Origin of the sequence: Paenibacillus azoreducens, assembly GCF_021654775.1 — a bacterium.
Taxonomy (GTDB): Bacteria; Bacillota; Bacilli; order Paenibacillales; family Paenibacillaceae; genus Paenibacillus_AQ; species Paenibacillus_AQ azoreducens.
In genome coordinates, this window is the sequence record NZ_AP025343.1 from 1207905 (window position 1) to 1221714 (window position 13810).

Annotated in this window: 6 protein-coding genes and 1 pseudogene; 6 read left to right on the forward strand and 1 reads right to left on the reverse strand. The window is 40.6% G+C overall.

Translation table 11 applies throughout. The features are described from left to right. The first annotated feature begins 72 nt into the window (after positions 1-72). The 3 genes from L6442_RS05170 to L6442_RS05180 all read left to right on the forward strand — a co-directional run bounded on the left by L6442_RS05170 (position 73) and on the right by L6442_RS05180 (position 8000). Entirely contained in the window at positions 73-369 is a 297-nt protein-coding gene (locus tag L6442_RS05170; RefSeq protein ID WP_212977793.1) for an EVE domain-containing protein, read from the forward strand. A 130-nt stretch (positions 370-499) separates the two neighbouring features. Next, positions 500-3043: an excinuclease ABC subunit UvrA gene (uvrA, locus tag L6442_RS05175; protein WP_212977792.1), complete on the forward strand. Its 2544-nt coding sequence runs from the start codon at positions 500-502 to the stop codon at positions 3041-3043. A gap of 1021 nt (positions 3044-4064) precedes the next feature. Beyond that, on the forward strand, positions 4065-8000 hold the full coding sequence (locus L6442_RS05180; RefSeq protein WP_212977791.1) for a hypothetical protein: 3936 nt from the start codon (positions 4065-4067) through the stop codon (positions 7998-8000). A 295-nt stretch (positions 8001-8295) separates the two neighbouring features. Here L6442_RS05180 and L6442_RS33040 read toward each other — a convergent pair whose 3' ends face one another. Beyond that, the gene (locus L6442_RS33040) at positions 8296-8409 is read right to left on the reverse strand and encodes a deaminase domain-containing protein (RefSeq protein WP_212977790.1); all 114 of its coding nucleotides are present in this window, start codon (positions 8407-8409) and stop codon (positions 8296-8298) included. Between the two features lie 871 nt (positions 8410-9280). Here L6442_RS33040 and L6442_RS05185 point away from each other — a divergent pair. The 3 genes and pseudogenes from L6442_RS05185 (at position 9281) to L6442_RS05195 (ending at position 13767) form a co-directional block, all read left to right on the forward strand. Further along, the gene (locus L6442_RS05185) at positions 9281-10273 is read left to right on the forward strand and encodes a hypothetical protein (protein ID WP_212977789.1); all 993 of its coding nucleotides are present in this window, start codon (positions 9281-9283) and stop codon (positions 10271-10273) included. A gap of 359 nt (positions 10274-10632) precedes the next feature. Beyond that, on the forward strand, positions 10633-12501 hold the full coding sequence (locus tag L6442_RS05190; protein ID WP_212977788.1) for a DUF2075 domain-containing protein: 1869 nt from the start codon (positions 10633-10635) through the stop codon (positions 12499-12501). Positions 12502-12657: 156 nt separating this feature from the next. Continuing rightward, positions 12658-13767, forward strand: a pseudogene (locus L6442_RS05195) (DUF4317 domain-containing protein). Positions 13768-13810 lie beyond the last annotated feature (43 nt).

Sequence of the window (13810 nt, forward strand, 5' to 3'; positions counted from 1 at the left end):
ATGGTACGTTTTGATTGATAAACAGGCCAAGGAAAAATTTCTTTACCTAGGTGGAAATGCAGGCCGTATGAAATGAAAGGCGGACAAGCGCTGCAATCTTTTACGGCGATCGGTCAGGTCGTGGACGATGAGGTCTATTCCTTTAAAATGAGAGAGGATTTTATCCCATATCGCCGGAATATACGTTATTTCCCTTGCCGTAGCGTGAGAATTGCCGGTTTGTTGGACAAGCTGAGCTTCACCAAAGGGAAAGTTAGCTGGGGGTACTCATTTAGGTTCGGGCAACTGGAGATTAGTCAGGAGGACTTTATCATCATAGCGAATGAAATGCTCGGGGAGGGATGGGAGGAAGCGCTGCCCCTTTCTTAACTCTCTCAGTGGCAAAGGAAAGGACGGTTTGGACCAATGAATCCCTCATCTCTCTACTACGTCAACATATGTCGTAATTGAGATTTACACTGATAGTAAAATCAGTCTAGATGAAATGAGGGAAACAGCCATGACCGAATATATCGAAATCCGAGGCGCGAGAGAGCATAATTTAAAAAACATCTCCCTGCGGATTCCAAAACGCAAGCTGATCGTGTTAACCGGACTTTCGGGTTCGGGAAAATCATCCCTTGCGATGGATACGCTGCAAAAGGAATGCCAAAGACAATATATGGAGTCCATGGGGATGGTGACGGACTTCATCAGCAAACCGCGGGTGGATTCTATTCGCGGCCTGTCCCCGTCCATCAGCGTCAGCCAGCATCGTTCAAACCGGAACCCCCGGTCAACGGTCGGCACGGTTACCGAGGTATACACCTACTTGCGTGTCCTCTATGCCAAGCTTGGCGTTCGCGTTTGTCCATCATGCGGCAGGACGGTTCCACCCGATTTTGAAAGCGATCCGGCCATCATGGATATGGACCAGGAAGAGCTCGAAGAGCAGAGCACCAAAACGCCCGGCGTGAAATGTCCTCACTGTAAAACGCAAATGCCGAAATTGAAAATGGCCCATTTCTCCTTCAACAAGCCCGAAGGAGCATGCGAGGCATGCACCGGACTTGGGATCATAACCACCGTCGATATCGGACAACTGCTCGATGAAGACAAGAGCATTCCCGAGGGCGGCGTCCTGATCTGGGAAAATTGGGTCCGCGACTATTATACGGATGTTTTGTCCGCCGCCGCTAAGCATTACGGCTTTGCATTCGAGCCGAACATGCCCATTCGACGGTTCGACGCAAGCACGCGCGATTTTCTGTTATACGGAGCCGGCAGCGAGGAGTTCAAGGCTCATTTTCCGGATATACGGCCCCCCAAATCCGTCGGAAAAGGCAATTTTGAAGGAATTGTGACCCAACTGTTAAGGAGACATCGCGAGAAAGACGGCGAACTCCATTCTTCCGGCAAAACGGACCGTTATTTCATTCAACAAATCTGCACCCATTGCAAGGGAACGCGGCTTCGGCAGGAAAGCCGACAAGTGACCATCCATGGCTTGTCCATCGTCGAAGTTGCCTCCTATTCTCTGCGCAGACTTCTTGCCTGGCTTGAGGAGATGAGGCGGCAGCTCACAGGAGAGGGTCAGCTGATCCTGGAGCCCATCTTGAGCGATCTGACAGAACGGATCCGCCGCCAGATCGATGTCGGTCTGGATTATTTAACGCTGGACCGCCAGGCCAACTCGCTCTCCGGCGGCGAAGCCCAGCGGCTCCGGCTTGCGTCGCTTCTCGGTTCCGGCCTGACCGGTGTCCTGTACGTGTTGGACGAACCCACCACCGGGCTTCACCCGCGGGATACGGGCAAATTGATCCGTGTTTTGAAGCAGCTGCGCGATTTGGGGAACACCGTGCTTGTTATCGAGCATGATACGGAGGTGATGAGAGCAGCTGATCACATCATCGACATCGGACCGGGCTCCGGCAAACGCGGAGGCACTGTTGTCGGCACCGGAACATTGGATCAGCTGAAAGCCAGTCCCGAGTCCGTAACCGGCCGATTTTTGCGTGAAGAGGAACATGGGCTCCCCGAACGGCAACGACGCACCGGAAATCAAGAACGCATCACGATACGAAATGCATCCGCCCATAATTTGAAAAATATGACCGTTGCATTTCCGCTGGGCCGCCTGATCACTGTTACGGGTGTATCCGGATCCGGCAAATCCACCCTCCTCTTCGATATACTGGAGCCTGCGGCAAGGGTAAGGCTTCACGGAACGAACGTCATACCAGGCAAGCATGAGCGCATTGACGGATTGGAGCATATCGATAAAATCATAGCTGTCGACCAGTCCCCCATCGGACGAATATCGCGCTCCAACATCGCGACATATACCGAGCTTTTCACGCCGATCCGCAGCCTGTTCGCCAGCCTTCCGGAAGCGAGAAAGAAAAAACTGTCGTCCAAGCATTTCTCCTTCAATACTCCAGGCGGCAGATGCGAGAAATGCCAGGGCATGGGCACGCTGCAGCTTGATATGCATTTTTTGCCCGACGTGGAAGTACGGTGCCCGGCCTGCCGGGGGAAGCGGTTCACGGATGAAGTGCTCGAAGTGAAGTACAACGGCTACAGCATATCGGATGTTCTCGACGGGACGGTCCGGGAGAATGCCTCGGTCTTCGGGGAGCCGGAAATTGCCGGGAGGCTGGAACTGCTGTGCGAGGTCGGCCTGGATTACTTGCAGCTGGGACAGCCAACATCCACCTTGTCGGGCGGAGAAGCCCAGCGCATCAAACTGGCGAAGGAACTGGGCAAAAAAAACCAAGGACATGCCCTCTATTTGTTGGATGAGCCGACGACGGGGCTCCATCCCTGGGATGTACGCCAGCTTTGCTCTCTGCTGAACCGTCTGGTAGACGCCGGCAATACAGTGATCGTGATCGAGCACAATCTCGACCTTATTGCAGAGTCGGACTGGGTGGTCGATTTCGGACCGGAAGGCGGCGAAGAGGGAGGCCGCTTGATCGCTCAGGGCACGCCGGAAGAAGTCGGCGCCATCAAAGGCTCCCACACCGGAACATACTTGGCAGCCCATCTCTCGCGCGGGAAATAAAGCAAAGCCTCCAGGATTCTTGCGGTTAAGTCGTTTCGCCATGTCATGCCCGACGATAAAAGAACTGCCACGACTTCAGTGGCAGTTCTTTGTATATTTCAAATAGAAATGACGCTATTAGAGCTATTCTAACCTGACGACGACCTTTGTAGACTTCACCGAAGCTGACGGAAACGGTCGCTGAATGTCCCTCTTCTCTATATTCGGCGTGTACAATGAAGGGAACGTAACGCATTGTAAGCGAAAATGAGAGAATTTATATGAACGAAATGGTTTTATATTTCTCTTTTATGGTTGGGGCTGCTTATGGGTTGCACTCAACAGGCGCAGGTTGAGCTAGATCGTTCCACGGAAGTTTCAATGATGAATCCTACCTCTCAAGCCGACCCAGTTTCATTCGGGACAGAAATTCCGGGCAAGCTCTTCAGCCAGTTTCCGAATCGGTTTCAACCTCCACCGAGCTCGATTCCGTTAAAGATACTCCATCCGTTCGTGCCGAGACGGCCACAGATCAAGGTACTTTGCTGATGTTTTCCAATGGGTGGGAAGAAGAACTCGGGCATTTGGTGGCTTCGAGCAATTTTGGACCTGGCCAGCCATCGGAGCAACTTCATGTTCATCGCCCTCTTCCAAACCGATTCTCTGGACCATAGTCTAGACTATAGATAGCACATCCTCTTTTCCGTTGTTACCGGACCTCTGTTCGCCAAATTCACAAATGAGTGGAAAAAGTGCAGATTCTAATATCAGCCGTTCAACATCCGCGGAACTAATAGCCCCCATGTTATTTAGGGAAAACGAATTTATTTCTCTCGTTGAACTTAAAGTAAATAACACCCAAATATGCTACATTATATAATATGAAGAATAATGCAAGGGAGAGAGTATTATATCTAATCAAGATTTTCACATTAATAGTACCTTTTCGAAATCTGATCTAGGTGCTCAATCTGCTTGGAAAGGTTTTTCATTTCAAACTCTATATATATCATCTCGAATTATTAAAGATACAAATGAGTTTGTGTTTTATCCGGAGGATATTGAAGATTTAGTAATAAAAAAAGAAGATGTTGTTATTGAGGCTATTCAAATTAAAAATATCTCTTCTGATTTGACGCTTTCTTCTCTATCTTCCACAAAGTCTTCAAAATATGGTGAAGGCTTTTTTAATAGAGTTTGCAGTTTACACGCCTTGTATCCTGAGCTTAACTGCATTCGTGTTGTATATTTTAATTCTCTTGGCAGTGAATTTAGAAGCTTAGAGAATAATGATGAAGAAGTTAAGGAACAATTGCTAAAAAAACTGACCAATAATCACGGACTAACAATTGAAAACGCAAAGTGGCTTCTATCAGCTTTGATTTTTGAAAAAGTCAATACCGAAGAAATGGAGAATAGCATCCGCACCCAGTTGAGTACATATGTTCCTGTTATGGCTGCTCCAGATCTTGCGAAGACATTACTCGTTCAGCATGTTTCTGAGTTGTCGAGAACAAAAGGTCATACTACTTTACAAGAGTGGCAAGAGAAAATGCACCAAATTGGAACAGATATTGCTACCATAGACGGTTACTACAAAGAATACCAAAAGTCTCTTATTCGTCTAAGTGACCTAACCTCAGATAAAAATGTTGACCAATTGCGAATTGAATTCGAACAAGGAATTGCGACACAGCCCTCTCATATTAGGAATAATTTGGATTTACCTAGAGAAATTTGGATAACTAAAATATCAGAAGCAATCAGCCATACAGGTGTTGCTATTGTAAGGGGGGTATCGGGCCAAGGAAAAACGGCCCTTTGTTATAGATATCTCTTAAATGAATATCCAGAGGACCTAGTATTTTGTGTGCGTTCTATTTCATCAGTAGGTCAAGCAGAAAATCTTGTAGCAGCTATACGTGGTATTGCAAAACATACACAAAATATGGTTATTTATATTGATGTTAATTCTGGTGAATTGCAGTGGTGGTTACTTGTACAAGAACTTCAAGCCAGAGGTGTATCAGTTCCAGTTCTTCTATCCATTCGTGATGAAGATTTTAACATGACTCAAATAAATGGAAGCGTTATTCAATTTAAACTTGTTGAAGTAGAACTGTCTAAGCAAGAGGCTCGAAATATTTATGAAAACTATACATCTATGTCCCCTCATCAGCAACTGCGAAGTTTTGAGGAAGCATGGAGTCAATTTGGTGAACAAGGCCCGTTAATTGAATTTGCCTACTTACTTACAAATAAACAGCCACTTAGACAACGTATAAAAAGCCAGGTTAATAGGATGCTGCAAGAAGGAATACAGGATTCTTGGCTTGGATTATTACATTTGGTCTGTTATGCCGGGCAAACAGGATGTCCTCTCCATATTCATCGAGTAAAGAAAGAAGTCAAATGTGATAACTTATATTCTGCTATAAATCGCCTTAGCAATGAATATTTGATTAGAACATTTGATGATAACCAATATATTGAACCGTTACATCCATTAAGGGCCCAGATAATCTGTGAAGTTCTTAGGGAGACTCTCGGAGAAGACAGTTTGGATTTAGTGTTATCAGCTATAAAATGCATGGATTCTGCGTATATCCAGTTGTTTTTGATGGACTTCTTTTCTAAGAGCTCCCACTCAATGGATATTATCGAAAAAATTGTGTCTGTTGAGTGTCCTGATTGGATTTCTTATGCTGGGAAGCTTAAAACAATGCTATGGCTTGATGTGAAAAGATATGTTGAGCAAAATAAATCCGTAATTGATGACCTCATCGCAAAGAATGGTGATGGTTGGCCAACTTATATGCCGATGGATTTTTCGGGTATGTTACATCCTAATAAAATAATCGCTGAAGATTTATTGTCTATAGAGAGTCTTGATTTAGAGAACGTTAATAAGGACGAACTACTGACAGCAATTAACGAGGTCAAAGAGTCTCTTACCTCATTACAAATGGATTATCAAACTACAGATTTCTTTATTACTCATAGTAAAATACCAGTTGATATTCCCAATACTGATACTGAATGGTCACTATTTGGTTATGCTCTTTTTTGGCTTGGTTTACGTGGACATAAAATTGAACTTACTTTCTTTCCAAATGAATTTCATGAAAAGATGCTTTCTGGTGATATTCAATCTAAGGCGGATGCTATATGTGGACTTTACATGCAAAAAGGGGAAGATGAGTACTATAAAGCAGCTATTGAATCGCTTAACTCTCGAATAGTCGAAGATTACTGTGTGATTAATTTCTGTATCTCAGATAGTAAAGTTAAATGCCATTTTGTTCCCCCTTTATTTGATGATACACAAAATACAAACAATGAACAAAATTTCAATCATTACTGGAAAATAAAGTTATATAATGTGCTGAAGAGAGCGTATTATGACAAAGAATATATTGAAATTGAATTATTAGGTGTTGATCTTCTAGATGATTTAGGTATTGATGCAATAAATCATACAGTTTGCATACCTAAAAGCAATCGATATGATGACTGGATAACAGAAGTAAACTCATGGATAAAGTCCCGTATTGATTATCATTATCGTCCCGAAACTTGGAAACAGTATGTATCTAGAATTGATGAATTGCGTAAAGTGGCAGATACTCTCGTTACAAATATGATATCATGTTTTGATCATTTATATAAAAAGCAATATCTTGATAAAGGGCGTTGGACTAAAGTTGTGGAAAGTACTGAGAAGTTTAAGGTACTAACTTTTTCTCCTTTACTATTGCCCAAATCTGTAGTTGACCCCTACTGTTTGTTTAGAGAAGATATGAACTCTCTAAGTTCCGAAACGCAAGAATTAGAACGTGTGTCTCATTTGTTATCTTATTCAAAGTACAAAATGTTCAGGAAAGGTTTTTCTGACGTTTATCGACACCTGGAGAATTTCCTAAATCAATACAGTTCAATTCTACTTGCACGAATCAACAAAAAGAATTTAGATGAAATCAATAATCCTAGATTGGCTCTCATTAATTTATTTTTTTCTGCAAATGCTCTGGTAACAATGCAAGAAGAATATATGATGTTATTTAAAAATTATGGAACACTTGGTGTGGATTTCAATCAAAGAGAGCTAGACAATTATATTATTTTGCTGAATATGTGGGCATATATTAATGAAAATCCGATCAAAGGGTATGCAATAGCTTATGATGCAAAACAACGCTATAGAAAAAGTCATGATTCTCTTGAGGTATCGTTACAGGATGCAATCAACAAAATTAGCGCACGGAGTGTAGTATTTGATGAGCATACGTATCTGATAATTCCATTTGACGGTGAAGCCTTGGAAGATAAATATACTAAAGTAGCTTTGACGTTGAGAGAATCATATAAATCAGCGATTGAATTTGCGAGTGAGCGTTGGTATCTCGAGACATATGATCCTAATTTTATTGTAGTATATACACATGGAGATATCCCCGTTGGAAGTGGATTTTTGTTACCAATATTCAGAATTTTAGATACTCCAGAAGATGAAATATCCGCATCTCTTTTTCCTGCTGAGCTGCCCAAATCAACTGAATTCTCCTTACATAGTCAATGCGATGAATTGGCGTTGTGGACAGAAGCTATCGGTTTTTTATCGGGTGCAAGGATCTTAATCAAACAGTATAATAACGTACTGAAGCATATTGATGAGGACATTTTTTATTCAAGTGGTATTATTCAATACATTAATGATTGGTGGCCGAAGTTATCTGATGTATTGGAGAAATTTTCAGACGCAATATCTAAGCCGCTAGACATAATGGTAAAGCATCCAACTGAAATGTTTATTGATTTTTCAGCATCGGCTAGCAAAACTCTTGATAAACTACAGACAATAGGTGAAAAAGTTAGTAGTTGTGAAAGTCTTACCGAGCTTGAAGATGAAATAATTAATTTCGTAATTGGGATGATACTATTGCAGCCAGAACTTCTTTCCTTGGTAGAAGAACAATGAAACATAAAAGAGGGACACAGCATTCTCTAGCTTGTGTCCCTTTATTTTTCTCCGTCTTTCTCTTGGATCTTCTCGTATTAACTTTCAACAAGCTTGAAAAAATCGGATGGTTTGATTTTTAGACCTTTGCAAAGTTTAAATGTTTTTGTGACAGAATCGGTTTGCATTTCATATTCTTCTATCAATCTGGATATTGATTGGGAGATATGCCGTAACAAAATTATGATAATCGTTTGGAACATATTTCATTAGTTCCTCATAAGTCATCGGTTCTAACATTCAAATTCCTCCAATGTTATCTTTTTAACTTTTTAATGAAGTATATATTAACCTTGATATTGGGAAACCTTTCTTTGAATTGTTCAATTATTTGGCTACAACTTGTACAAGGTTCGCGAATCATTTTCATATTTTTATTCCTTCTTGTTCGATCTCTTCTATTTTACCATGCCAAACAAACTAGTTAATTCCTGATAGTCTCGAACGAAATACCCTAGTTAATTATTTTTAAGTAAACTTGGGGTTAAGTACTTTATTGATTCAAAACATTATTGACAGTTAACTGATCATTACTAGACAAGGCTACCGCTGTTCCTGTATCCAAGCTTTAAATGAATTGGAACGTTTGTTCGGAAGGCTAATGTTACTTCTTGTCGAAAAGATAGTATATCTTTGGTATTAGGGATGAGAGTATAGGCCCATTTATTTGAACGAGAAACGAACCAATTTATTACAAAAACTCATTACCCTTGCTAAAGTTTATCTATATGGGGAGTTTTAATGCAAGTTACTAAGATGAAAATTAAAAACTTCTGAAGTTCGGATAATCAGAGACTTCTGTGGAATTTTCTAAAATTACTACTTTAGTAGGGAATAATAGTACTGGGAAAACCATATTTTACCCATTTTTTTCAAAAAAACTGTTTTACAATCTCTGTAATGATAGAATCCTGGTAAAATGGGTTTGGACTACTATTTGTAACTCGCAAAGTTAATAGTATTCCCAAAAAAGCAGGGAGGTTAATGGTAAAGCATGTACTTGAAAATAAAAATCAATTGACAGAAATTGAAGTGAAGATTATTGGGAAAATCATATGTGATAAGCCAATGCAGTCAAAAGAGGAACTTAAACGTTTTAATGAGTCTGTAATCCAGATATAGTTGGATCTCTTTGCATAGGTACCATTAATCCTTTTTCCTTCATATTAGAGAATTATAAAGATATGTTGGTTGAAAAACAGAAAAAATAATTTCAGCATAAATTAAAAGAGGGTAGCTTGATGAAACAGACTTCAAAACATACTAGGTTAGTTATATTACTTATTGCTTTAGTAGCAGTTTTTTTCTTATCTAGTGGCACCATTTTCATAGTTGACATATTTTTTAATGTATTGAATTTTAAACTAAATAACCAAGTTATAAAAATTATATATAAGTGTTTGACTTTTTTCCTAGGCATATTCCTTAGTTTTGCTGGATGCCTCTTAGTTTTATTTTGTCTTTGGACAGTTGATAGATTTAAGAAAGTTGTAGGAAGAATTCTTGATTTCATAAATCCTATTGTTAATTTGATTGATCGGATAATGAATTGGTTCTCAATGATTGGTCTTATCTTTATTCTTATGATTTTTATACTCCTACCTTTTTTAGCCTGGATACTTCTCTATAGTAATAATATTGCACCGCTCAGATATATTGGCGGATTTTATTACGCAGCTGAACTGAGTGTAGTTTTGCTTTTTACTTACGGTATTGAGTGGATCACAAAGTTGTTTATAAAATATAATTTTCCACTTTCGGATAGAATGAAAGAAAAAGCCAATAGTTATTTTTCAACGAAAAAATTGAAAAGAGTTACTTATATATTTTTCTTAGTGGTGTATATAATATTTAACTTTTTAAATTTTTCTGATGAGAAACATACTTTATTTGAAATCAGTAAAGAAGTACTCGTAACTTTTATTGGTTTAGAAACCTGCATAGCATTGTTTAAAGGAAATCATAAAAAAAAGAAAAGAGGGAATACTATGGCTTCTCATATTTTACGTTTAAACCATACAGATAATGAAGTAGTTGATGTCGAATCAGTCTCAATTGAGTTTCCAAAGTTCATAGATGGATCTAAATATGAAGTGACATTTAACAGTAAAGAAACTGATAGCGAGGAGAAACACTCTTTTACGTTAACACTTGAGGGCATGGAAGAGATGGTTAAGTTTTACAACATTATTAAACAAAACAAAGGAAATCTTGAGGGTAGCAAAGATGAGTGACAAAATGTTAAGGCTTGGTTATTTTTGAAACCATATTCGGATTATATGTAGATCGGAAATATCATTTTACTACTCGGGAAATTGCCGTCATCATTTCTTGCTGAGTAATGGCAGGTTAATCGGCTTGTCCGTGTCCCGAGGAGCTCAACAGTATGTTTCAGGTAATGGTAAATCCTGGTTATCCACTCATGAAGGGTTAATATGCAATCCGTATTATTCTTTGTACAATTGGAGGATATCTCCATGATCTGTCGAAGTGTGTAGTTTATTAAAACGGAACTATTAATCTATTCAATATTTATTTCTTTAGCAACACAACATGAAGAAAATAAAAGTGCATTAAGGCGGTGCCGACAACTATGATTATTTACAGCAGTAACGCTCTACAATTTAGAGAAGCTGTTGAGACCAATCAAATCACGCTAGATATTGAACAGGCTTATATTCAGAAAATGGGGAAACGACCAATCCAAGGTGAACGGATGGCATGGAATAATTCCATGCAATTTATGGAGCGAGTGATTCGAAACTCGGAAATACCCGATGATTGCGGTATTCTAATCGAATATAATATTCCTTCAACAAGCAAGAGAATTGACTTCATTATTGCAGGTAAAGATGTACACGAACAAGATAATTTTGTCATTATTGAGCTTAAACAATGGGATTCTGCTAAAGCTACGGAGAAGGAAGATGTTGTAGTTGCATTTATTCGTAGCCGAAACCGAGAAACACCTCACCCTTCTTACCAAGCATGGTCCTACCGGCAGTATTTAACAGACATGAATGAAGCCATCCAAAACAATGACTTAAAGGGACACTCATGCGCTTACTTACATAATTACCATGAACCTAAAACGTATGATCCTCTTAAAAACGAAGTCTACAGTTCTATTATTAAGGAAGCCCCATTATTTTACGCAGATGATACAAAAGAACTTCAGAAGTTTTTGTATAAACATGTTGGTAAAGGGAATGGGGTTAACCTTCTATATTTAATTGAAAATGGGAAGATACGTCCTTCGAAAAAATTGATTGATCATATAAACGGACTGTTCAAAGGTAATTCAGACTTTATCATGTTGGATGAACAGAAGGTTGCTTATGAAACAATAATGTCCTTAACTAAAGATCTAACATCTAAAAGGACTATTATCGTTAAAGGTGGACCAGGAACAGGTAAATCCGTGATCTCAATGAACGCACTTGGGGGAATACTTTCTAAAAAGAAAAACGTTAAATTTATAGCTCCTAACGCTGCTTTCCGAACCGTAATGGTGGACACGCTAGCTAAGCAGCAAGTAAGAGACAAAACACGTACTAGAGTGTTATTTGCTGGATCTGGACAGTTCTATGATTGTGAATCAAATTTTTACGATGTTTTAGTCGTAGATGAAGCACATAGACTGAAGGGGAAAGGAGCCTATCAGTATAAAGGTGTCAATCAAATCGAAGATATTATTAAAGCCTCTAAATTAAATGTGTTTTTCATAGATGATAATCAAAGAATTAGGCCAGATGATATCGGCTCAGTCGAGGAGATTAAAAGAATAGCAGCGCTTCACAAGTCGGAAATTTATGAAATTGAACTTACTTCCCAGTTTAGATGTGCAGGGGCTGATGGCTATTTGAACTGGATTGATGATGTTCTTCAAATTAAGGAAACAGCTAATTTTAATGGCTGGGATAAATCTGCCTTTGACTTTCAGTTATTCGATAGTCCCCATGAGTTGTTGAAGCAAGTCAAGGAAAAGGAAAGTAACGGAATGAAGTCTCGAATGCTGGCTGGATTTGCTTGGACATGGACAAAAGAAGATGAAGGAAACCGTAACGGGGAAATCGATGACGTCATTATCGAAGAGCATGATTTTAGCATGCCTTGGAATGGGCGAGCGATTTCAACTACTTGGGCTGTTCATCCCGATGGTATCGATCAGATTGGTTGTATCCATACTTCCCAAGGCCTTGAGTTTGATTATGTTGGTGTCATTATTGGCAATGATCTTAAGTTTGATCCCCAAACTATGACTCTTTATGCCGATTATGATGAATATAAAGATACGGTTGGCAAGAAGGGATTAAAGAAAGATCCCGCAAAATTAACCGAACTGGTCAAAAATATATATAAAGTGCTATTATCTCGGGGGATGAAGGGGTGCTACGTTTACTGTAGAGATAAAAACCTTCATAACTATCTATTGGAAAGAATTCAACTTACCAACTCTTAAATTACAAATGCGTAATTTGATAGATCTATTGAACCACCTGAGTAATACCGGAGGGTGTCCCTCAGTCATCATAGATGACGACTGAGGGACGCCCCTCTTTTAATATCATTTATAGTTATAAAGCCAATTTACTTTCTAGGAGTTGTCTGACGAACCATGAACAAGAAAGAAGTCGCCCACATACGCAAGCAGTTTAAGCTGGATAATCATTTGATGCAAATTTACGATATTCTGAACGTGTACACGATGAAGGAAACGAACGAAATTTATCACTGGGGGCGGAGCCCTTTTGGGTTAGTGGACCGGGAGAAGCAGGAGCTGTACATGGGCAATTTCAAAAAGCTGCTGACCAAGCGAATTGGATCATAAGCTGTTCGAGCTCAAGTTTCAGAAGGAAGCGGAAGACCAGAAAGACCCTTCGCGGGTGTTGCTTCACCAAGCTATCCAGACGGGCGATCCGGAGGAGTGGCAGGATCTGATGCTGCTGCTCGTAGAGAAAATGATGGCGGACACGACGTAAACGGGATACGGTCATTACGTTCGTACGCGGACAATACTATCGGCCAACCAAGGCGAGGAATGAGGAAGCCGAGGAGACAGGGAACGACGAAGTGTTCGGGCATTCGTTCATTCTATGCAGCGTGAACTCTACGGAGAAGCAGCGGAGGAAGGGTTCTTTTATCCCAGCGTGACGGACAATTATTCCGACGTGAACCGGGTCCTCTATTGTACGGGGAAATCGAATGATCCGAATGAGCGTTTCATCTCTGAGGTCCTGAATGCGGAACGGTCTGTGACGGCGCTGGAAGAGCGAGCGATCTTTGAAGACATCGTGAAGGAAGTAGCGGGTGAACAGCTGGATTCAGCCACGATCGCACACGTGTACGAGGAAATTCATCATGTGATTGAATCCCACCAGGACGAGGAAGAACCTCCGAAGCTGGATTATTCCGATGTGGAACGCGTGCTGACCGCAAGCGGCGTAGAAAATGTGACCAAGGAAGCTGTGGAGCGGGCGTTTGAAACCATCGTTGACGATAAGAACTATGAACTGAAGGCGAAAAGCGTGATCCCGAAATTCACGTCCAAATCGATCAAGATCGATACCAAGGTAGCCACGATTACGATAAAAGCCCACAGGATTTAAGGTATATTAAACAGGTGAGCTTCCAAGGCAAACGCTGCATCATGATTGAGGTTGACGAAGATGCCGTCATCGAGGGCTTTACGCTGAGCACAGAGACGTTGTTGGAAAAGGCGGATTGAAGGGATAAGAGCTTTTGAGATTCTCCCCTTACGGAGACAGGTT